The 20,200-nt window shown below is 62.7% G+C and carries 21 protein-coding genes; 9 read left to right on the top strand and 12 right to left on the bottom strand.

The features are described from left to right. Positions 1-206 precede the first annotated feature (206 nt). The 5 genes from C9422_RS25550 to C9422_RS25530 form a co-directional block, all read right to left on the bottom strand. Positions 207-1,124 (bottom strand): DMT family transporter, encoded by a 918-nt coding sequence (locus tag C9422_RS25550; protein WP_116582577.1) that lies wholly within the window; start codon positions 1,122-1,124, stop codon positions 207-209. 58 nt (positions 1,125-1,182) lie between these two features. Beyond that, positions 1,183-1,977: a hypothetical protein gene (locus tag C9422_RS25545; protein ID WP_102700553.1), complete on the bottom strand. Its 795-nt coding sequence runs from the start codon at positions 1,975-1,977 to the stop codon at positions 1,183-1,185. A 418-nt stretch (positions 1,978-2,395) separates the two neighbouring features. After that, entirely contained in the window at positions 2,396-3,577 is a 1,182-nt protein-coding gene (locus C9422_RS25540; RefSeq protein ID WP_116582576.1) for an acetyl-CoA C-acetyltransferase, read from the bottom strand. Between the two features lie 11 nt (positions 3,578-3,588). Further along, positions 3,589-4,254, bottom strand: a complete 666-nt coding sequence (locus tag C9422_RS25535; protein ID WP_007975748.1) for a CoA transferase subunit B — start codon at positions 4,252-4,254, stop codon at positions 3,589-3,591. Between the two features lie 36 nt (positions 4,255-4,290). Beyond that, positions 4,291-4,989, bottom strand: coding sequence for a CoA transferase subunit A (locus C9422_RS25530; protein WP_007975747.1), 699 nt, complete (start codon positions 4,987-4,989; stop codon positions 4,291-4,293). A gap of 229 nt (positions 4,990-5,218) precedes the next feature. On the opposite strand from C9422_RS25530, the gene C9422_RS25525 reads away from it, so the two are divergent. Beyond that, positions 5,219-6,118, top strand: a complete 900-nt coding sequence (locus C9422_RS25525; protein ID WP_116582651.1) for a LysR family transcriptional regulator — start codon at positions 5,219-5,221, stop codon at positions 6,116-6,118. 76 nt (positions 6,119-6,194) lie between these two features. Here C9422_RS25525 and C9422_RS25520 read toward each other — a convergent pair whose 3' ends face one another. Next, positions 6,195-7,049: an NAD-dependent protein deacetylase gene (locus tag C9422_RS25520; RefSeq protein ID WP_116582575.1), complete on the bottom strand. Its 855-nt coding sequence runs from the start codon at positions 7,047-7,049 to the stop codon at positions 6,195-6,197. Between the two features lie 134 nt (positions 7,050-7,183). Then, positions 7,184-8,230, bottom strand: a complete 1,047-nt coding sequence (locus C9422_RS25510; protein WP_116582574.1) for a class I SAM-dependent methyltransferase — start codon at positions 8,228-8,230, stop codon at positions 7,184-7,186. 473 nt (positions 8,231-8,703) lie between these two features. Between C9422_RS25510 and C9422_RS25500 the strand changes: the two genes are divergently transcribed. Continuing rightward, positions 8,704-9,546 (top strand): DUF692 domain-containing protein, encoded by an 843-nt coding sequence (locus C9422_RS25500; RefSeq protein ID WP_116582573.1) that lies wholly within the window; start codon positions 8,704-8,706, stop codon positions 9,544-9,546. Continuing rightward, positions 9,539-10,297 (top strand): DUF2063 domain-containing protein, encoded by a 759-nt coding sequence (locus C9422_RS25495; protein ID WP_116582572.1) that lies wholly within the window; start codon positions 9,539-9,541, stop codon positions 10,295-10,297. Before C9422_RS25500 ends, C9422_RS25495 begins: the two co-directional genes overlap by 8 nt. A 351-nt stretch (positions 10,298-10,648) precedes the next feature. Here C9422_RS25495 and C9422_RS25490 read toward each other — a convergent pair whose 3' ends face one another. Both C9422_RS25490 and C9422_RS25485 read right to left on the bottom strand, forming a co-directional pair. Further along, positions 10,649-11,959: an ATP-binding protein gene (locus C9422_RS25490; RefSeq protein ID WP_116582571.1), complete on the bottom strand. Its 1,311-nt coding sequence runs from the start codon at positions 11,957-11,959 to the stop codon at positions 10,649-10,651. Continuing rightward, on the bottom strand, positions 11,956-12,696 hold the full coding sequence (locus C9422_RS25485; RefSeq protein WP_007978356.1) for a response regulator: 741 nt from the start codon (positions 12,694-12,696) through the stop codon (positions 11,956-11,958). Before C9422_RS25485 ends, C9422_RS25490 begins: the two co-directional genes overlap by 4 nt. Positions 12,697-12,994: 298 nt before the next feature. On the opposite strand from C9422_RS25485, the gene C9422_RS25480 reads away from it, so the two are divergent. The 3 genes from C9422_RS25480 to C9422_RS25470 all read left to right on the top strand — a co-directional run bounded on the left by C9422_RS25480 (position 12,995) and on the right by C9422_RS25470 (position 14,939). Beyond that, positions 12,995-13,258 (top strand): DUF2790 domain-containing protein, encoded by a 264-nt coding sequence (locus tag C9422_RS25480; RefSeq protein WP_007978355.1) that lies wholly within the window; start codon positions 12,995-12,997, stop codon positions 13,256-13,258. A 48-nt stretch (positions 13,259-13,306) separates the two neighbouring features. Next, the gene (locus tag C9422_RS25475; protein WP_116582570.1) at positions 13,307-13,561 is read left to right on the top strand and encodes a hypothetical protein; all 255 of its coding nucleotides are present in this window, start codon (positions 13,307-13,309) and stop codon (positions 13,559-13,561) included. A 160-nt stretch (positions 13,562-13,721) separates the two neighbouring features. Further along, positions 13,722-14,939, top strand: coding sequence for a cytochrome c biogenesis protein DipZ (locus C9422_RS25470; RefSeq protein WP_116582569.1), 1,218 nt, complete (start codon positions 13,722-13,724; stop codon positions 14,937-14,939). Positions 14,940-14,948: 9 nt separating this feature from the next. On the opposite strand, the gene C9422_RS25465 is transcribed toward C9422_RS25470, so the two are convergent. After that, entirely contained in the window at positions 14,949-15,941 is a 993-nt protein-coding gene (locus C9422_RS25465) for an AraC family transcriptional regulator (RefSeq protein WP_116582568.1), read from the bottom strand. 177 nt (positions 15,942-16,118) lie between these two features. Here C9422_RS25465 and C9422_RS25460 point away from each other — a divergent pair, with 177 nt between their 5' ends. Beyond that, positions 16,119-16,388, top strand: coding sequence for a DUF4242 domain-containing protein (locus C9422_RS25460; RefSeq protein ID WP_007978346.1), 270 nt, complete (start codon positions 16,119-16,121; stop codon positions 16,386-16,388). Between the two features lie 44 nt (positions 16,389-16,432). Next, complete coding sequence (locus C9422_RS25455; RefSeq protein WP_116582567.1) at positions 16,433-17,245, top strand: class I SAM-dependent methyltransferase; 813 nt, start codon at positions 16,433-16,435, stop codon at positions 17,243-17,245. A gap of 124 nt (positions 17,246-17,369) precedes the next feature. Here the strand turns inward: C9422_RS25455 and C9422_RS25450 are convergent, their stop codons facing one another. After that, complete coding sequence (locus C9422_RS25450) at positions 17,370-17,756, bottom strand: DUF488 domain-containing protein (RefSeq protein ID WP_116582566.1); 387 nt, start codon at positions 17,754-17,756, stop codon at positions 17,370-17,372. A gap of 2 nt (positions 17,757-17,758) precedes the next feature. Continuing rightward, complete coding sequence (gene pcsA / locus C9422_RS25445; protein WP_116582565.1) at positions 17,759-18,481, bottom strand: phosphatidylcholine synthase; 723 nt, start codon at positions 18,479-18,481, stop codon at positions 17,759-17,761. A gap of 258 nt (positions 18,482-18,739) precedes the next feature. Here pcsA and C9422_RS25440 point away from each other — a divergent pair, with 258 nt between their 5' ends. Next, the gene (locus tag C9422_RS25440) at positions 18,740-19,462 is read left to right on the top strand and encodes a tellurite resistance TerB family protein (protein ID WP_116582564.1); all 723 of its coding nucleotides are present in this window, start codon (positions 18,740-18,742) and stop codon (positions 19,460-19,462) included. Positions 19,463-20,200 lie beyond the last annotated feature (738 nt).

The following is a 20,200-nucleotide window of genomic DNA, read 5'->3' as shown; positions in this document are numbered from 1 at the left end:
GGAATCTCCAGGGATGGGCGCGCGGTGGGGCGCGATCATCCCACGGAGGTTGTGCTGCATTCCAGCCTGCCGTAACGAGCGGTCATGTGAGCACTTGTGGCGAGGGGGCTTGTCTGTGGTCAGGGGGCTTGCCTCAGTCGGGCAGGGAGTGGAACTGAGGCTGATGTTGAAGCAAACCCGTTCGATTGACGTACGGGGTCGTTGTTCTACTCGTGTGAAACCATCGAACGGGTTGCGGGTGCTTTTTCGGGCGCCTGTGCGGTGGCAATCACCGCGCCAGCGATGATCAGCAGCGCCGGCACGATCAGGATCGGGCTGGCATGGCCATGGCCGACGACGATCAGCAGCAGGGTCGAGATCAAGGGTGCCAGATAGGACAGCGCCCCCAGCGTCGCCAGGTTGCCGTGTTTGGTGGCGTGGTCCCAGGCGAAGAACGCCAGTCCGGCCGGCCCCAGGCCGAGAACGACGATCGCCGCCCATTGATTGAAGTCAGGCCGCACGGTGGTTTCGAAGGCCAGGTGGCAGACCAGCCCGGCGGCGGCCGACATGCCACAGATGCCACCGATGATGCTGCTGGGCACTGCGCTGAAACGACGGTTGAACACCGAGTAACCGGCCCAGATCAGCGCGCAGCCGAACGCCGCCAGGTACCCGGCGACGGGCATGGTCGCCGCCGTGTGGGTGGCGCGTTGCTGCATGATGAACGCCGTGCCCGCCAGGCCCAGCACCGCACCGAGCACCTGGCGCTTGTGCAGTTTTTCGCCGGCGGCAAAGGCCGAGAGCAGCACCAGCATCAGCGGCCACAGGTAATTGATCAGGCTGGCTTCGGCGGCAGGCGCGACCTTGAGCGCGAAGAAGTACAGCGCGTGATAAACGAAAATCCCGACGAAACCGGTGGCCCAGACAGCCCAGGGCTGGCGCCAGCTGCTGAACCCGCTCATGCCATGGCGGCCGAGGGTGATCAGGCTGGCGGCAAACGCCACGCCGAAACTCAAGGTCAGCAGTTCAAAGGGCGGGATGCCTTCAGTGAGGGTGGTCAACAACGCCAGGCAGGACCAGAGGAAGATCGCAATCACGCCCACGGCGGTCGCCGATCGGGCAGTGCGCAAGCGAGATGCAGTCATGTCTGTTCCTTCAGCGTGTAGAGGCGGGCAACATCCTGGCCCGATGACATCATGCAGCTTAGCGTTTGATGGCCGTTCCTCCAGTGTCCGTCGTCGGGCCGACCGGCCGCGCCAGCAAGCGTTTGGTCACCCCCAGCATGGCCACCGACACCGCGACACCCAGGACAAAAGCGTTCATCCCCATCGACGGCAGGGCCAGGGCCAACACCAGGCAAAACGCGGCGAACGAATACATGCCGGTGGCGGTGGCGCGCAACAACGCGGCGGTAAAGGCCGGGCCACGGGTTTGCTGGGAGAACACCGCCATCACGCTGCCCAATACCGGGAACACCGCCAGCAGGCCGCTCCAGCGGTCGCCGACGGTGCTGGCCAGCAGCGTCACGACCAGGGTGAGCAATGCACCGGCCACCATGCGCAACACAAGCTTGTCGGATTTCGGCCCCGGGCCACTGAGCACCGGTTGCACGGCGGGAAACAGATAGGGCGCGGCGAGCAGCGCGGTCGCGGCGGCGCACAGGGAAAACACCAGGGATCCCGGGATCAGCGACAGGACAACCGCCACCAGCGCCCAGACCGACAGCGAGATCAGCAACGCCAGTGGCCATCCGGCCCGTTGTGCGACCTGGGCGTAGGTCACGCAAAACGCAATCATCGCGAACATGGCCGACAGCGCCGCCGTGGCCGATTGCGCAGCGAACGCCTGACCTTGCTCAAGGGCAAGGAACAACAGGATCGGTCCGACCACCACCGGCAACCCCGATAGCCAACCGGCCACGCTCGGTCCCCAGCGTTTGCCGGCCAGGGAAATCAGCAGCAGGAAGCCTGGAATCACCAGCAGTTTGAGGATCAACACGCGCATGTCTCCGACCTGTGTGAGGTGGCAACGGTAACATTGCATCGGCCAGATTGCTTTATCTGTATGCGGGTTTTGTATACATGAAGCCTTCGGAATTTGTACGAAAGGATCTTTTGCGCCTGCGTTTCCTGGGCATCTGCGGTGATCAGTGGGGCGGACAGTGGGTTGACTTTGCAGTTCTTGGGGTGACTGCTCGCGAAGAACGATGACTCGGTCTAGATGAAAAAGCGGGGATAAAAAAACCAGGATGTGGCGAGGGGGCTTGCCCCCGTTGGGTTGCGCAGCAGCCCCAGAATCCCGGCAATAGTCGAGTATTTTGGGAGTGCTTCGCACTCCAACGGGGGCAAGCCCCCTCGCCACAGTTGTCCAGACGGCGACAGATCTTCGTGGGCCCCCGCGCCGTCTGTTGAACGCTTTAAGCCCTTTCGAGCGCCAGTGCCACGCCCTGACCGCCACCGATGCACAGGGTGGCGAGGCCTTTCTTGGCATCACGCTTGAGCATTTCATGCAGCAGGGTCACCAGCACGCGGCAACCCGAGGCACCGATCGGGTGGCCCAGGGCGATGGCGCCGCCGTTGACGTTGACCTTGTTCAAGTCCCATTCCAGGTCCTTGGCCACTGCCAGCGATTGCGCGGCGAAGGCTTCGTTGGCTTCGATCAGGTCCAACTGGTCGATGTTCCAGCCGGCCTTGTCCAGGCAACGACGGGTGGCCGACACCGGGCCGATGCCCATGATCGCCGGGTCGACGCCTGCGTTGGCGTACGCTGCGATTTTCGCCAGTACCGGCAGGCCCAGGGCCTTGGCCTTTTCGGCGCTCATCAGGATCACGGCGGCGGCACCGTCGTTCAGCGACGAAGCGTTGCCGGCGGTCACCGAACCGTCCTTCTTGAAGGCCGCCTTGAGTTTGCCCAGGGATTCGGCGGTGGTGCCGGCCCGTGGCTGCTCGTCGGTGGCGAAGGACAGCGGATCGCCCTTGCGCTGCGGGATCAGGATCGGGGTGATTTCATCGACGAAGCGCCCGGCTTCGATGGCGGCTACGGCTTTCTGCTGCGAGGCGGCGGCGAACGCGTCCTGCTGCTCGCGAGTCAGGCTGTACTTCTCGGCCAGGTTCTCGGCGGTGATGCCCATGTGGTAGTCGTTGAACGCGTCCCACAGGCCATCGCTGATCATGGTGTCGACGATCTGCGCGTGGCCCATGCGCAGGCCGGTGCGCGCGCCGGGCATGACGTAGTTGGCCAGGCTCATGTTTTCCTGGCCACCGGCGATGATCACCTCGGCATCGCCGCAGCGAATCGCCTGGGCACCCAGGTGCAGGGCCTTGAGGCCCGAACCGCAGACCTTGTTCAGGGTCATGGCCGGTACGGCGAAGGGCAGGCCGGCCTTGATCGCGGCCTGGCGCGCAGGGTTCTGCCCGGCGCCGGCGGTCAGCACCTGGCCCATGATCACTTCATCGACTTGCGCAGGGTCCAGGCCGGTCTGTGCCAGCAACTGGCGGATCACCGCAGCGCCCAGGTCAACGGCAGAAACATTGGCCAGGGAACCCTGGAAACTGCCGATCGCGGTGCGCGTGGCGGCAACAATGACGACTTCTTGCATGGAATGATTCCTCACTGGGCAGCGAACTGCATTTCCGGAACGTGGTCCGGGACGATCAGTTTACCAGCGGTCTTGGCGACGATTTCCTCAACGCTGACGCCAGGTGCGCGTTCCTTGAGGACAAATGCGCCATTTTCGATTTCCAGGTAGGCCAGGTCGGTCAGCACGCGCTTGATGCACCCGGCACCGGTCAGCGGCAGGCTGCATTGGGACAGCAGCTTGGACTCACCGTCCTTGGAGGCGTGGGTCATGATGACGATGATGTTGTCTGCGCCGGCCACCAGGTCCATCGCGCCGCCCATGCCCTTGACCAGCTTGCCGGGGATCATCCACGAGGCGATGTTGCCTTGCACGTCCACTTCGAAGGCGCCCAGCACGGTCAGGTCGACATGGCCACCGCGGATCATCGCGAAGGACTCGGCCGAGGAAAAGATCGAAGCGCCGATGCGCGCGGTCACCGTTTGTTTGCCGGCGTTGATCATGTCGGCATCGATGGTTTCTTCAGTCGGGAACGGACCCATGCCCAGCAGGCCGTTTTCCGACTGCAACATGACTTCCATGCCTTCGGGGATGTAGTTGGCGACCAGGGTCGGAATGCCGATGCCCAGGTTCACGTAGAAGCCGTCCTGCATTTCGCGGGCGACGCGTTGAGCCATTTGTTCGCGGGAAAGTGCCATTGTCGTTATTCCTTCATTCGGTCCGGGGGCAGGGGATCACTTACGCACGGTGCGCTGTTCGATGCGCTTCTCGAACGTGCCGCAGATGATCCGGTCGACGTAGATGCCAGGGGTGTGGATCTGCGCCGGGTCCAGCTCGCCGGGTTCGACGATTTCTTCGACTTCGACCACGGTGATCTTGCCGGCGGTGGCGGCCAGCGGGTTGAAGTTCTGGGCGGTGTGGCGATAGATCACGTTACCGAAATGGTCGGCTTTCCAGCCTTTGACGATAGCGAAGTCGCCGGTGATGGACTCTTCCATCAGGTACTTGCGGCCATGGAATTCGCGCACTTCCTTGCCTTCGGCAACCGGAGTGCCCACGCCGGTGGCGGTGAAGAAGGCCGGGATGCCGGCGCCGCCCGCGCGCATTTTCTCGGCGAGGGTGCCTTGCGGGGTCAGGATGACTTCGATTTCGCCCTTGAGCAGTTGCTCTTCGAACAGCTTGTTTTCGCCGACGTAGGACGCCACCACTTTGCTGATCTGGCGGTCGGTGAGCAGTACGCCAAGGCCGAAACCGTCGACGCCGCAGTTGTTGGAGACCACGGTGAGGTCGCGAGTGCCCTTGCGCTTGATCTCGGCGATCAGGTTTTCCGGGATGCCGCACAGGCCGAAGCCGCCAGCGATCACGGTCATGCCGTCTTCAAGACCTGCCAGAGCTTCCTCGTAGGAACTCACGCGCTTGTCGAAACCTGCCATATGCACCTCTTTTATTCTTTGTGGGCGGCTGGCTAGCCGAATGGGAAGGAGTGTCTCGCCGAAGTATTCATTTGTTAAGTTGATTTTTAAGGTTGATTAATAGATAAAACTCAACAGTGTGTAGGAGCTGCCGATGGCTGCGATCTTTTGATCCTGTTTTTTGGCGCAAGATCAAAATCAAAAGATCGCAGCCTTCGGCAGCTCCTACAAGACCTTGGAGAGACCGAGTATGACCGTCAAGCAGATCCGTGCCTTTCTGGCCGTGGCCCAGAGCCTGAGCTTTGCCGTGGCCTGTGAACGCCTGCACCTGTCGCAATCGGCCCTGAGCCTGACCATCAAGGCGCTGGAAGAGGGCCTCGGCGGGCGCCTGTTCACCCGCAACACGCGCAACGTGGCGCTCACCGCCGAAGGCGAAGCCCTGGTGCCGCTGGCGCGCCGGTTGATCGCCGACTGGGACAATGTCGAGGACGAGCTGCGTCAACGCTTCACCCTGCAGCGCGGTCGCGTGACCCTGGCGGCGATGCCATCGTTCGCCGGCAACCTGCTGCCGCCGATCCTCAAGACCTTCCGCGCCCGTTACCCGAACGTCAACGTGACGGTCAATGACGTGATCAACGAGCAGGTGCTGGAAATGGTCCGTGACCGCCAGGTTGAACTGGGGGTGGCGTTCGAGCCGACCCAGAGTTCGCCGCTGCAATTCACGCCGTTGTACATCGATCGATTCGTGGCGGTGGTGCCCCTGGATTCGGCGCTGGCCGAACTCGATGACATCGATTGGCAGACCCTGCTCAAGGAACCGTTCATTACCTTGCAGCGACCTTCCACCGTACGGGTCATGCTTGAAGAGCACCTGCAGGCCCGCGGCATGAAGCTGTCGGTGGAGTTTGAAAGCCATCAACTGGCGACGGTCGGGCGCATGGTCGCCAGCGGCCTGGGCGTGAGCGCGGTGCCGGCCTTGTGTGCCGGGCAGATGCGTGAACTGGGGGCGCGCTGCATTACTTTGCGCGATCCGGTGGTGGAGCGGGCGCTTGGGGTGTTGACGTTGCCGGGGGGAGAGCTGTCGGCGGCGGCGCAGGCGTTGTTTGATGTGCTCAAAGAAGAAAACCTGGGGCACACACCATCCCTGTAGGAGCTGCCGCAGGCTGCGATCTTTTGACGTTGCTTCTAAAAAAACAAGATCAAAAGATCGCAGCCTGCGGCAGCTCCTACAGGGGAGGGCAGTTGTTTAGGCGTTGGGCCAATAGGGGCAAGAGCTGCTCGCATGACCCTTCGATCTTCATATCCAGAATGTCATCCGCCCGGGTCTTGCCCAGGTTGATCGCGATCAACGGCTTGCCCTGGTCCACCACCGCCCGGCACAAGCGAAACGCCGAATAGGCCATCAACGAAGACCCGATCACCAATAACCCGGCAGCCTGTTCAACGGCCGCCATCGCCTTGGCTGCCGTGGCCTGCGCGACGTTTTCACCGAAAAACACCACATCCGGCTTCATCCTTTCCCCGGCGCAATGCGGGCAATGCGGGACTTGGAAACGAGCCTCGAAGGCCGGGTCGAGCAGGGTGTCGCCGTCCGGCGCCTGCACCGCGTCGACGCCGGCCAGGTACGGGTTGCGGGTTTCCATCAAGCGCTGGATCGAATCGCGCTCGCAGAGCTTGCCGCAATCGAGGCACAACACCCGGTGCAAACTGCCGTGGAGTTCGATCACGTCATGGCTGCCGGCCTGGTCGTGCAGGGTATCGACGTTCTGGGTGATCAACCCGCTGATCTGTCGCGTGCCCTGCAAACGGGCCAGGCTGTCGTGGGCCACGTTCGGCCGCGCCAGGCGCACCCGTGGCCAGCCGAGCATCGCCCGCGCCCAATAGCGTCGCCGGGACTCCGGGGCGGAGAGAAACTCCTGGTACATCATCGGCTGCCGGCCCCGCCGCACGCCCTGGTTGTCGCGATAATCGGGGATGCCCGACGGTGTGCTGATGCCGGCACCGGTCAGCACTGCAAACGGCGCGTCGGCCATGCGTTGATGGAGGCGGTCGAGTTGGTCGTGGATCAGGCTGTCGAGCATGTTCGGCACTCCGGGGGGCGCAGATTGGCATGGCCTTTCGTAGGAGCTGCCGAAGGCTGCGATCTTTTGACGTTGCTTTAAAAAAACAAGATCAAAAGATCGCAGCCTTCGGCAGCTCCTACAACCCTCGGGGGTTATTTACGTGCCTCCAGAATCAGGTTGAACGGTGTTTCCGTGGCCCGACGAAAACGGCTGAACCCGGCCTCGTTGAACACCTTGCGCAACCGCGCTTCACCGGCCTGGGCGCCGAGGCCGAGGCCGACTTCCTGGGACAGCGAGTTCGGCGTGCAAATGAAGGTCGAGGCGGCGTAGAACAGGCGTCCGACCGGGTTGACGTTGTCGTCGAGCAAGTCGTTGGCGTAGGGCTCGACCAGCAGCACCGTGCCGTCGTCTTTCAACGATTCATAGGCATGTCTGGCCGCGCCCACCGGGTCGCCCATGTCGTGCAGGCAGTCGAAGTAGCAGACCAGGTCATAGTCGCTGCCGGGGTAGCTTTTCGCCGTGCCCTGGAAGAACCGGGCCCGACTGGACACACCACCTTCTTCGGCCCTTTGGGTGGCGACGGTGACGGACGGCGCGTGATAGTCGAAGCCGACGAAGCGCGAATCCGGAAATGCCTGGGCCATGATCACCGTCGAGGCGCCGTGGCCGCAGCCGATGTCCGCCACTTTGGCCCCGGCTTCCAGTTTGGCCACCACGCCGTCGAGGGCCGGCAACCATTCGGTGATCAAATGGGCTTTGTAGCCGGGACGGAAGAAACGCTCGGTGCCGCTGAACATGCACGGGTGATGCTCGCCCCAGGGCAGGGCGCCGTTGCCGCGCATGGCGTTGACCAGCTTGTCCTTGTCGTGGAAAAACGACGCGACCACGCCTATGCCCCCGGCGATATAGACCGGAGAGTCTTCGATGGCCAGGGCCAGGGCTTGCTCTTCGGGCAGGCGGAACTGGCCGTCGCGGTGTTCCATGTAGCCGGAGGCAGCGTGGGCGCTGAGCCATTCGCGCAGCAGGCGGGTGTTGCAGCCGGTTTTCTCGGCAAGGGTTTCGGGGGTGATGGGCTGGCTGTCGGCCATCGCCCGGTACAGGCCGAGCTCTTCGCCGAGGATGACGTTGGCGAGCATCGCCGCGCCGCCCATGTCATTCACCAGTTTGCCCATGAAGTCGTTGAGTCTGGCCTCGTCCATCACGTGTGCTCCTTTGGCAGGATCACGGTCCAGAGGCATTGTCTGACGAGGCATGCGCCGCTGGGCGGTGGTCGTGGGGGTGTGCAGGGCACCAAGCGGGTCCTGCGTGCAGTAAGTTTAGTTCGGGGGCTGTGTGTTGCTTTTTCTCGCGACGAAAGTCCCGGGCGTCAGGTCCTGGCTTGACGCAAAACCCTGTGGGAGCGGGCTTGCCCGCGAAAGCGGTGGGTCAGCCAGCATCTCTTTTGAATGTGCCGGCCTCTTCGCGGGCAAGTCGGATCGCCGCACCGCCGCTCCCACAGGTATCGGTAGTGCCTGCAAGGATCGTGTGTATCCCACTGTATCCAGACCCCTTCTTGACACAGTGACCTCTTATTCCGACCCCAGCCAAACACAGTCCCGATACACCCCTTCGATTAACTGTGTCTCAAGGCGGGCACCGGCCCGCGCCATTGGACACAGGCGAGATCGATACCATGCAGACATCCATTCCCCCCGTAGCCAAGGCCAGCGCAGGGCTTGGCCTGCGTCGCGGTTTACTCAAAGACCTGCAAGCGGCCCCTGTCGGCAGTTTCGACTTTCTGGAAGTCGCACCGGAAAACTGGATCGGCATCGGCGGCGCCCATGGCGCAACGCTGCGGACACTGGCCGAGCGTTATCCGTTGTCCTGTCACGGGCTGTCTCTGTCCCTGGGTGGGCCGTCGCCGCTGGACGTCGGTTTTTTGCAGGAAGTTCGGGGTTTTCTCGATCACTACCACGTGCCGCTGTACAGCGAGCATTTGAGCTATTGCAGCGATGACGGTCACCTGTACGACCTGCTGCCGCTGCCGTTCACCGAAGAAGCGGTGCACCACGTCGCCGCGCGTATCCGTCAGGCCCAGGACATCCTCGGTCGGCGCCTGGCGGTGGAAAACGTTTCTTACTACGCCGCGCCCCAACAGGAGATGGACGAGGTGACGTTCACCAATGCGGTGTTGCGCGAGGCTGATTGCGACCTGTTGCTGGACGTCAACAACGTCTACGTCAACTCGATAAACCACGGTTTCGATCCCCAGGCGTTTCTCGCCGGTATCGATACGGGGCGGGTGGTGGCCATGCATATCGCCGGGCATTTCGATGAGTCCGACACCTTGAAAATCGATACCCATGGCGCCTCGGTGAAGCCGGCGGTGTGGTCGTTGCTGGCCCAGGCCTACGCCCGGTTCGGTGCTCAACCGACCTTACTGGAGCGCGATTTCAATTTTCCGGCATTTGCCGAACTGGTGGCGGAATTGCAGACCATTCGCCGCTTGCAACAGGAGGGCGTGAACCGTGGATAAGTCGAGCCTTGTGCAGCAACAAACCACCATGGGCCTGTACCTGCGCGACCCTGAGCACAACGCGCCACCCACCGAAATGGACCCTGCCCGGGCACAGGTTTACCGCGATCTGGTATTCGCCAACCTGTCTTCATTGCTCAGCGGAACCTTTCCGGTGTTGGTGAAGATTCTCGGGGATGAGGATTGGCGTTCGCTGGTGCGGATTTTTCTGCGGGACTACCGCGCCCGCACGCCGAAATTCGGTGAGATCGCTCAGGAGTTTGTCGAGTTTCTTGCCAGTGAACCTCAGGCGTTGGTCGATGGGCCGTGGCCGCCGTTCATGGTGGAGCTGGCGCATTACGAGTGGGTGGAAATGGCGCTGCAACAGTCCGACGCCGAACCTGTGGCAGCCGGTGATGCGGCGTTGCTGCTGGATCGGCCATTGCAGGTGTCGCCGCTGGCCTGGCCCTTGGCGTATGCCTGGCCGGTGCAACGGGTGGGGCCGGATTATCAGCCGGACGTTTTGCCGGCTCAGCCGACGTTGTTGTTGGTGCGTCGGGCCGAGGACTGGGGTGTGAGGTTTTCCGAGTTGAGTCCGTTGGCGTGGCGGTTGTTGCTGCTTGTTGGCGAGTTTCCCGAGTTGACCGGGCGTGAGCTGTTGCAGGGGTTGGCGGTGGAGGCGGGGGCGGTGGAGTCTTCGGCGTTTTTGGAGAGTGGGTTGGTGTTGTTGCGACAGATGCATGGGGAGGGGGTTGTGGGGGTTGTTGATTGAATACATATCCATTTTTTAGGGCGAACCTGCTCTTCGGCTAAACGCACTCCCCTGTAGGAGCTGCCGAAGGCTGCGATCCTTTGATCTTGATCTTCCGTCCTTTCGACATGGTCAAAATCAAAAGATCGCAGCCTTCGGCAGCTCCTACGGGGATTCTTGTCCGTCCACGACATAGGCGGTGTACCCGGTCAATGTAGGAGCTGCCGCAGGCTGCGATCCTTTGATCTTGATCTTCCGTCCTTTTGACATGGTCAAAATCAAAAGATCGCAGCCTGCGGCAGCTCCTACAGGGAAACACTCTCCCATCAGTACCTGGTCGGCCGGTAGGCACTTGTGGGAGCGGCCTCCGTCCTACCCCGGCAATTTCAGCTCCGCACACAACCCCCCACCTTCACGATTGCTCAAGGTCAACGACCCTCCAATCGCTATCGCCAGTTGCTGGGCAATCGCCAACCCCAACCCGGTACCACCGGTGCTGCGGTTGCGGGAGTTTTCCACGCGGTAGAACGGCTCCATCACGTGCTTGAGTTCTTCTTCGGCGATCCCCGGACCACGGTCGAGGATCTTGATCGACAGCTTGCCGTCGGCCTGTTTTTCCACGTGCATCTCGGCAGCTCCGGCAAATTTCAATGCGTTGTCCGTCAGGTTGACCAGCACCCGGCGCAGGGCGTGGGGGCGGGTGTCGATGACGGTGGTGCTCTTGCCTGTGAGTTGAACGTCCTTGCCCATGTCCTGGTAGTCGAACACCAGGCTGTCGAGGAACGAGTCGAGGTCGGTGCGGCGGCTTTCTTCGGTGGCGCCGTGGATGCTGCGGGCATAGGCGACGCCTTCGCGCACCAGGTGTTCCATCTCGCCCAGGTCGTTCCACAGTTTGTCTTTTTCGCTGGAGTCGTCCATGAACTCGGCGCGCAGTTTCATGCGGGTGATCGGGGTTTGCAGGTCGTGGGAGATCGCCGCGAGCAATTGCATGCGTTCCTTCAGGTACGCCGCGATGCGTGCCTGCATCGCGTTGAAGGCCTTGGCGGCGTGGGCGACTTCGGTCGGGCCTTTTTCGTCCAGGAGCACGGGGTGGGCGTTGGGGTCCAGGGTTTCGACGGCGTCGGCGAGACGGGTGAGGGGGCGGATGGCGATTCTGACCGCCAGCCAGGAACAGGCGAGCATCAGCGCCAGTTGCCCGAGCAACACGATGGGTAGCCAGGGCGACAGCGGCACCATCGCCGGGCGGAGGTCGATGGTCAGCGGGCTGCCATCCGACAGGTTCAGGTGCACTTGGAAGTGTTTTTTCGGCCCGGGGATGTCGGTAAAGGTCATCGGGTAATCGTGGCCGATGGCGTCCTTGATCGAGGCGATGGCAATGGGTGCATCGGGCATGTCGGTGCGGATGGGCGTGCCCGGCGAACCCTCGTTGAGCAGGTAACTGTAGTTGCGCCGTTCCAGTTGTTTGAGCCAGGCGGCTCGTTCATCGGCGGGCAAGCGGTCGAGGATGGCAATGGAGGTGGACACATCGGTTTCCAGGTTGCCGAGCATGGTGTTTTTCGAGGATTCGTAGCGTTCGTAGTACTGCGCGCCGAAGGACAATGCCTGGGCGAGGATCAGTCCGATCAGGAATATCAGCGACAGCCGCGAGGCCAGGGTCCGCGGCCAATGCAACGCCCCCGTCATGATTGATCGCCCAGGATTTCCACCGGCAGGGAAAACACATAGCCTTCGCTGCGCACGGTCTTGATGTAGGCCGGTTCGCGGGCGTCGTCGAGCAGGCGCTGGCGCAGGCGACTGACCAAAAGATCGATGGAACGGTCGAACAGGTCGGCGTCGCGGCCCTGGGTCAGGTTGAGCAATTGATCGCGGTTGAGCACCCGTTGCGGATGGTCGAGAAACACCCGCAGCAATCGATATTCGGCGCCGCTCAGGGCGACCATGGTGCCGTCTTCATCGAGCAGGTGACGGGCCGAGGTGTCCAGGCGCCAGCGCCCAAAGGCCAGCAGGCGACTGGCTTCGGTCACCACCAGGTTTGGCGGCAGCATGCGGGTGCGCCGCAGCACCGCGTTGATCCGCGCCAGCAGTTCACGGGCAGCGAAGGGTTTGACCAGGTAGTCGTCGGCGCCCATTTCCAGGCCCAGGATGCGGTCGGTCTCATCGTTGCGCGCAGTGAGCATCAGCACCGGCGTGGTCTTGTGTTTGCCGGCGCGCAATTCGCGGCAGAGCAGCAGGCCATCGTCCCCCGGCATCATGATGTCCAGCACGATCAGGTCCACCGGGGTGGTTTCCAGAAACGCGCGCATCTGCCGCCCATCCGCCACGACGGTGGTGCGCAGGCCGTTCTTCTTCAGGTAGTTGCCTACCAGCTCGCGGATTTCGCGGTCATCGTCAACGATGAGGATGTGATCAACGTGATCCATTGGGCCAAACCTCTGATGAATGGGGAATGCCACACAGTCTATCGAGCCCGGGCGGGGTCGCCTGCCGCCCTTTGTATTGCAGTGTATCCGGCCTGCCTGGGGATACACACAAAGGCAAAAAAGCCGATTTCCGGGGGGGTTGTATTGCTCTGTATCTGCACGCGGTTCTGATACGTACCGATTGATTCACGCCGATTCTCGACACAGACGAGATACCTCGCAGGCTTTTAATGGGTTCCATCGAGGCAAACCAGAGCGCCTCGGCCCAACGACCTGTTGAAACCTTGAGGAACTCGCCATGAACACCAAAGCCGTCTACGCCGCCTGCCTGTTTGCCGCCCTGAACATCTGCACCCTGTCGGCCCGCGCCGAAGCCGATGTTGCGCCAAAAACCTACACCTACGGCAGCCATCTTGACATCAGGAAAGTGGTTTCGCTGACCGAGGACGCTACGCCTTCCTGCGGCGTGGTCAATGCACGGCTGACGTACCTCGACTCCCAGTCGAAAACCCAGGTGCTGGATTACAGCAAGTTCGCCGACCACTGCAACTCGGAAAACTGAGTGCTGCGATCGACGACCGCTTAATCCCACTGAATCAGGAAGGACATCATGAACAACGTTACCCGCTTTCTCACCGCCATCGCTTTTTACGTCGCCGGTGCGGCAGCCCATGCCAACGCCTCTGTCGAGCAAGGCGCCTGCGGCAGCAACACCTGCTTCCAGCTGACGCCCGTGGCAGAGAAGGGCACCCAGGGCTTCCTTGCGCAAGACGGTTCCGGCCGTACGCCGCAAGGGCAGATGCTCGCCGAGAACGGTGCCAGCCGCACGCCTCAGGGGCAGTTGCTGGATGAACAGACAGCTTGAAAACACCTCAATCCACTGTGGGAGCTGGCTTGCCAGCGAAGGCGGCCTTGCAGGTGACATCTCTATTGAATGTACCGGCCTCTTCGTCGGAACGCCGCCCGGAGCAAGTCCGCTCCCACAATGACCGTGTGTCGCCCTCTGATTTGTATTAGGTGATCCCATGTTACTCATCGCTTTCCTGGGCGGCATATTGACCGTCCTCAGCCCGTGCATCCTGCCGGTCGTGCCCTTCCTGTTCGCCGGGGCCGATCGCACACGCGCCTCGATCCTGCTGACCCTCGGCGGCATGGTCCTGACCTTCGCCCTCGTCTCCAGCCTGGCCGTGGTCAGCACCGAGTGGGTGATACAGGCCAGCAACACCGGCCGCCACGTCGCCCTGTTCGTCATGGTGCTGTTCGCCCTGTCGCTGATTTCCGCCCGGGTCGGTGACTGGCTGGCACGCCCCTTCGTGCTGCTGGGCAATCGCATCGACCCGGATTCGCGCAAGATGTCCGGGCCGCTGGCGTCGATCATGATCGGTGTCGCCACCGGGCTGCTCTGGGCACCCTGCGCCGGGCCGATCCTCGGAGTGATTCTGACCAGCGCCATGCTGCAGGGCGCGAACGCCGGTACCAGTCTGTTGTTGGTGGCCTATGGCGCGGGCAGTGCGCTGTCCCTGGGCGTCCTGATCTTTGCCGGTCGCGGCCTGGTCAATCGCTTGAAGCCGTCGATTCCGGTCACCGGCTGGCTGCGCCGGGGCGCCGGGGTTGCGGTGCTGGCCGGTGCGGCGGTGATCGCAACGGGGGCCAATGACCTGTTGCTGGCCAATACCTCATCGCAAGGTGTCAGCCGTGTCGAGAAAGGCGTGCTGGAGTCTGTGCCGAAAGTCGTCGATTACCTGGTCAGCAAGGTCAAGGCCGACAGCACCATGGGCAACGCCCAGGGCGCGATGCCGTCGTTGTCCGGCGCGGTCGACTGGATCAACTCACCGGCACTGACCAACGAAGCCCTCAAAGGCAAGGTGGTGCTGGTGGACTTCTGGACCTTCGACTGCATCAACTGCAAGCACACCCTGCCGTACGTGAAGGACTGGGCGAAGAAATATGAAAAGGACGGACTGGTGGTGATCGGCGTGCACACGCCTGAATACGGCTTTGAACGCATCATCGACAACGTCAGGGACAAGGTGAAGGAATACGGCATCACCTACCCGGTGGCGATCGACAACAACTACGCGATCTGGCGCAACTTCGACAACCAGTACTGGCCGGCGCACTACATCATCGATGCCAAGGGGCAGGTGCGTTACACCCACTTCGGCGAAGGCAGCTACGAAACGCAGGAGAAAGTGATCCAGCAGTTGCTGGAGGAGGCCAAGGCGAGCACGCCAGCGGCGTGAACGGCCTGATCAGTGGCTCACGGGCATAGCCTCGTGGGCCATGTTTTTTTTCTCCTGACCACGCCGCCACGCCGCCGGCGGTGCACCGAACTCGCGCCGAAAGGCGCGGCTGAAGGCGGTATCGGTCTGGTAACCCACTTCCTCGGCGATGCGCGTCAATGAGTTATTGCTGCTGCGCAACAGGTTGGCGGCGAGCAACATCCGCCATTGCGTCAGGTACTGCATCGGCGACACCCCCACCAGTTGCTGGAAGCGCTCGGCCAACACCGATCTTGAAGTGCTGGCGGTGCGCGCCAGTTCGTCCAGCGTCCAGGCGTGGCAGGGCTTTTTGTGCAAGGCGTTGAGGGCGGCGCCGACGATGCGGTCGCGTACTCCGGCCAGCCAGCCGGTGCGGCCTTCGCCCTGTTCGTTCATGTACAGGCGCAGCACTTCGATGAACAACACTTCGGCGAGTTTGGCCAGGACTCCTTCGCCGCCGGGGCGGGGCGAGCGGGCTTCGGCGAGGGCGTAGCGCACGGAGGATTCCAGCCAGATACCGGCATCCGAACCGCGCACGTTGACCCGCACCACGGGTGGCAAGCCCTTGAGCAACATGCCCGCCAGGCGCGTGTCGCACGCCAGGTAGCCGCACACCAGGCGGGTGACCGCGCCACCACCGCCATAGCTCAGCTGGCGGGGCCGGCGTGCCAGTACCGCATCCAGTCGCGCACCCGTGGCCGGGGGCAATCCGGGTCGGGAGCACATGCGATGGGCGTCGCCCTGGGGGAAGATCACGACGTCGCCGGCGCTCAGCAGCAGCGGTGGGTCATCGCCCAGTTCGACGTAGCACTCGCCCTCGGTGATCAGGTGAAAGATCACCACCTGTTCCGCATCGGGCTCCAGGAACGGCGCGGCCGTGTCGGCGCTGGGCGACTGGTAGCACCAGGGCGCGGTGAACCGGGCGTTGATGAAGATCGCGCCGACCAGGTGCACCACCCGCAGGGTCTGTGACAGAGCGTCCATAGGGATTTCCCCATGACAGGATTCCTGATTGTGAACGCGTCGGTGCGCCGTGTGGAATCTCCGGACGATCGGGCAGGCTTGGGCGACGATCGGGCAGGACGCCAGCGCCCGTCAGGACGATAGTTGGATCACAGGGTGAATGCGCCCTGCCATCCAGAACAATAAAGAGAGGTTGCCATGCCTAAGTTCGTCATTGAACGTGAGATCCAGGGCGCCGGAGCTCTGTCGGAAAGGGATTTGAAAGCCGCTTCGTTAAAGTCCTGCCAGGCCTTGCGGGAGTTGCCGGAGGTGCAGTGGCTGCAGAGCTATGTCACCGGTGACAAGCTCTATTGCGTGTACATCTCGCCGAGCGAGGAGCAGATCCAGGAGCACGCCAGGATCAGTGGTTTTCCCGCCAACCGCATTTCCCGGGTCATGAACATCATCGATCCGACGACAGCGGAGTAACCGCGATCAGGCCCGATACGTGTTTCAACCCAGAGACTGCCTCCATGAGTACACCCATTGATCTGACTGCCTTGAAAAACCGCCAGATGGCCTCCTGGGCCAGCGGCGACTACGCCGTGATCGGCACCACCCTGCAAATCGTCGGCGAGCAACTGGCCGAAGCCTGCGACCTGTTGTGCGATGAGCGCGTGCTCGACGTCGCCGCCGGCAACGGCAACGCGACCCTCGCGGCTGCGCGCCGTGGCTGCCAGGTGACGTCCACCGACTATGTCGCCGCCTTGCTGGAGCGTGGTGCAGAACGGGCCCGGGCAGAACGCCTGAATGTCGCCTTCCAGGTCGCCGATGCCGAAGCCTTGCCCTTTGCCGACGGCAGCTTCGACGCCGTGCTTTCCACTTTCGGGGTGATGTTCACACCGGACCAGCCCAAGGCCGCCGCGGAGCTGGCGCGAGTCTGCCGCCCGGGTGGGCGGATCGGCCTGGCCAACTGGACACCGGAAGGCTTCGTCGGCCAGATGTTCAAGACCCTGGGCCAGCACCTGCCACCTGCGCCGGGAGCGAATCCGCCCTCGCGCTGGGGCACCGAAGCCTGGCTGCACGAGCATTTCGAGGAGCGGGAATTTCTGCTGCAGGTGACGCGCCGCACGTTCAATTTCCGCTATCGCTCGGCGGCGCATTTCATCGACACCTTCCGCCAGTGGTACGGGCCGATGCACAAAGCCTTCGCCGCGCTGCCTGCGGACGGCGCCAAGGCCCTGGAAGCGGACCTGACCGAGCTGATCAACCGGATGAACAGGGCGGGCGACAAGTCGCTGGTGGTGCCGAGTGAGTACCTGGAGGTGGTGATCACGCGGCGGTGATCAAAAGATCGCAGCCTTCGGCAGCTCCTACATTGTGAATGCCGTCCCCCTGTAGGAGCTGCCGAAGGCTGCGATCTTTTGATGTTGAACCCCAACACACAGAGAGGTGGAGCCGCCATGGCAACTAAATCACTACAGCCCCCCGCGTCTCCAGCAACTCGCGCAACACCGACCGATGACAATGCGCCTCATCTTCGCAATAACACCCCACGGCCAGGGACGTCCGGTGGGACAGCGCAGCCAGCAAGTCCAGCATCTGGCTGGCAGCGGGCTGGTTCATCTCGACCTTGAACTTGCGCCTGAACACCTCCCAGGCCTTGGCATCCTGTGCAGCCTTGGCTTCGGTCACCAGTTCCGCGCTGGGTGCCAGCAAGGGCTGCCAGACATCATAAAAGTCCCGGCTGGCGAATTCGGCTTTCGGTACGCCACGGGGAGGGCGGCGTACCGTGCCCAGGCGCAAGCCTTCGTCGGGGCGACGCGGCGAACCCAGTTGAACGATATGGACCGGCATGGCTACTTGAGCCGCGATTCGTCGAACCACTCCAGCGCCGTGCGCCAGAAGCAGATACCGAGGAAATACGCCGACATCAGCAGCCACAGCCCCATCACCATCGGGTTGATCAGCGGATGGTTGAGCACCAGCGACAAGCTGCACAGCAACCAGATGGCCGTCACCGCAATGTTGATCGGCATGAACCGGCGCACGCGGAACGGGTGCAGGAATTTCATCCGGGTCACGGTCAGCAGGGCCAGGCCAATGATGGTCATGAAGGTGATCCACGGCGACGGGGCGATGATGTACAGGCACAGGGCAACCACGTTCCAGGCGGCGGGGAAGCCCTGGAAGTAGTTGTCCTTGCTCTTCATGTTGACGTTGCAGAAGCAGAACAGCGACGACACCAGAATCAGCGACACGCTCAGCAGCAGGGTGTAGTCCGGCAGCGGGATGTAGCGATAGATGAACAGCGCCGGGATAAACACATACGTCAGGTAATCGATCACCAGGTCGAGGATCGAGCCATCGAAGCTCGGCAACACCGACTGCACGTTGACCTTGCGCGCCAGTGCGCCGTCCAGTCCGTCGACGATCAGGGCGACACCCAGCCACAGCAGGCAATGGGTCGGCTGGTTATCCAGAAGGGACAGGGTGGCGAGGAAAGCGGTGACCACGCCGGTGGCCGTAAAACCATGGGCGCCCCATGCTTTGAGTCTGGCGATGTACAGGGTTGAAATCACAGGGGCGTTCTCCAGTGAATGAAGCAAGCCAGTTGACGCCCCGCGTAAGGGGGCGCTGGCAAACCGGGTCGGGTTGCAGGTATCGACCGGGTATCCGCGGATAAGGTTCACCACCTATGAATCTTAGCCGCGCTGAAAAAAAATACCCCGGACAATCCGCCGTGACGCGGGCGCGTCAGCCCAACGGCGCTGGCACATTCGTCTGCGAGGTCTATCGTTGCCTGTCTGGACAGAACCCTTCCCAAGAGGACAAGCGTCATGAACACCAGCGATCTGCTCGAACAGTTACTGCGCGCCGGCCAGGGCTCGATGGCGCAACAGGGGGGCGGTGGCGCCTCGGCCCAGGGCGGGCTCGGCGACCTGGGCGGATTGCTCGGCGGGTTGCTGGGCGGTGGCGCCGGTGCGGGTGGCGGTGGGGCAGGGTTGGGCGGTTTGCTCGGTGGTTTGCTGGGCGGTGGTTCGCCGATGGGCGACGCACCGCAAAGCCGCTCCGGGGGCGGCACTAATTATGCGGCGCTGGCGTCCCTGGGCATGATGGCGTTCCAGGCGTACCAGGCCTGGCAACGCAGCCAGGCGTCGGCCCCCCAGGAAGCGCCGCGCACAGTGGACTTGCTGGCCGGCCCGGAAGCCGAGGAACACAGCCATGCGATCCTGCGGGCATTGATTGCCGCGGCCAAGGCCGATGGCCGGATCGATGATTCCGAAAAGCAGATGATCAGCACTGAAATCGGCCGTCACACCGACGATCCGCAATTGCAGCAATGGCTGGACGATGAGGTCGCCAAGCCGCTGGACCCCAATGAAGTGGCGCAGTCGGCTACCGACCCCGGCATGGCCTCGGAGATGTACCTGGCCAGCGTGATGCTGGTGGACGACCAGCAGGACGCCGAGCGCAACTATCTGGATGAACTGGCCGCGGCATTGCAGATCGAGCCAGAGTTGCAATTGCGTCTGGAGCAGCAGGCCAAAGGGACTGCCTAAAGCTTCGCGAGCAAGCTCGCTCCCACAGGTTGATCCGCGCCGAACGCAGATTCTGCGTGCGCTGAAAATCACTGTGGGAGCGAGCCTGCTCGCGAAGCCGGTCGTCACAGTCAACATCCTTGGCGCCTGACCCACCGCCATCGCGAGCAAGCTCGCTCCCACAGGTTGATCCCCGCCGAACGCAGATTCTGCGTGCGCTGAAAATCACTGTGGGAGCGAGCCTGCTCGCGAAGCGGTCATCACAGTCAACATCCTTGGCGCCTGACCCACCGCCATCGCGAGCAAGCTCGCTCCCACAGGTTGATCCGCGCCGAACGCAGATTCTGCGTGCGCTGAAAATCACTGCGGGAGCGAGCCTGCTCGCGAAGCGGTCATCACAGTCAACATCCTTGGCGCCTGACCCACCGCCATCGCGAGCAAGCTCGCTCCCACAGGTTGATCCGCGCCGAACGCAGATTCTGCGTGCGCTGAAAATCACTGTGGGAGCGAGCCTGCTCGCGATGAGGCCGGCACAGCCAACATCCTTGGCGCCTGACCCACCGCCATCGCGAGCAAGCTCGCTCCCACAGGTTGATCCGCGCCGAGCGCAGATTCTGCAAGTGCTGAAAATCCCTGTGGGAGCGAGCCTGCTCGCGAAGCGGTCATCACAGTCAACATCCTTGGCGCCTGACCCACCGCCATCGCGAGCAAGCTCGCTCCCACAGGTTGATCCGCGCCGAACGCAGAGGCTGTGTGCGC

Source organism: Pseudomonas sp. B1(2018) (genome assembly GCF_003097365.1).
Lineage (GTDB): Bacteria > Pseudomonadota > Gammaproteobacteria > Pseudomonadales > Pseudomonadaceae > Aquipseudomonas > Aquipseudomonas laurylsulfatiphila.
Note: the sequence above shows the minus strand (reverse complement) of the source record. Positions and strands in the feature narration are given on the sequence as shown.

Bases quoted from the DNA above. Each gene is read 5' to 3' on its own strand.
- C9422_RS25550 (WP_116582577.1), bottom strand. From the start codon at position 1,124: ATGACTGCATCTCGCTTGCGCACTGCCCGATCGGCGACCGCCGTGGGC.
- C9422_RS25540 (WP_116582576.1), bottom strand. From the start codon at position 3,577: ATGCAAGAAGTCGTCATTGTTGCCGCCACGCGCACCGCGATCGGCAGT.
- C9422_RS25535 (WP_007975748.1), bottom strand. From the start codon at position 4,254: ATGGCACTTTCCCGCGAACAAATGGCTCAACGCGTCGCCCGCGAAATG.
- C9422_RS25530 (WP_007975747.1), bottom strand. From the start codon at position 4,989: ATGGCAGGTTTCGACAAGCGCGTGAGTTCCTACGAGGAAGCTCTGGCA.
- C9422_RS25525 (WP_116582651.1), top strand. From the start codon at position 5,219: ATGACCGTCAAGCAGATCCGTGCCTTTCTGGCCGTGGCCCAGAGCCTG.
- C9422_RS25520 (WP_116582575.1), bottom strand. From the start codon at position 7,049: ATGCTCGACAGCCTGATCCACGACCAACTCGACCGCCTCCATCAACGC.
- C9422_RS25510 (WP_116582574.1), bottom strand. From the start codon at position 8,230: ATGGACGAGGCCAGACTCAACGACTTCATGGGCAAACTGGTGAATGAC.
- C9422_RS25500 (WP_116582573.1), top strand. From the start codon at position 8,704: ATGCAGACATCCATTCCCCCCGTAGCCAAGGCCAGCGCAGGGCTTGGC.
- C9422_RS25490 (WP_116582571.1), bottom strand. From the start codon at position 11,959: ATGACGGGGGCGTTGCATTGGCCGCGGACCCTGGCCTCGCGGCTGTCG.
- C9422_RS25485 (WP_007978356.1), bottom strand. From the start codon at position 12,696: ATGGATCACGTTGATCACATCCTCATCGTTGACGATGACCGCGAAATC.
- C9422_RS25480 (WP_007978355.1), top strand. From the start codon at position 12,995: ATGAACACCAAAGCCGTCTACGCCGCCTGCCTGTTTGCCGCCCTGAAC.
- C9422_RS25475 (WP_116582570.1), top strand. From the start codon at position 13,307: ATGAACAACGTTACCCGCTTTCTCACCGCCATCGCTTTTTACGTCGCC.
- C9422_RS25470 (WP_116582569.1), top strand. From the start codon at position 13,722: ATGTTACTCATCGCTTTCCTGGGCGGCATATTGACCGTCCTCAGCCCG.
- C9422_RS25465 (WP_116582568.1), bottom strand. From the start codon at position 15,941: ATGGACGCTCTGTCACAGACCCTGCGGGTGGTGCACCTGGTCGGCGCG.
- C9422_RS25460 (WP_007978346.1), top strand. From the start codon at position 16,119: ATGCCTAAGTTCGTCATTGAACGTGAGATCCAGGGCGCCGGAGCTCTG.
- C9422_RS25455 (WP_116582567.1), top strand. From the start codon at position 16,433: ATGAGTACACCCATTGATCTGACTGCCTTGAAAAACCGCCAGATGGCC.
- C9422_RS25450 (WP_116582566.1), bottom strand. From the start codon at position 17,756: ATGCCGGTCCATATCGTTCAACTGGGTTCGCCGCGTCGCCCCGACGAA.
- C9422_RS25440 (WP_116582564.1), top strand. From the start codon at position 18,740: ATGAACACCAGCGATCTGCTCGAACAGTTACTGCGCGCCGGCCAGGGC.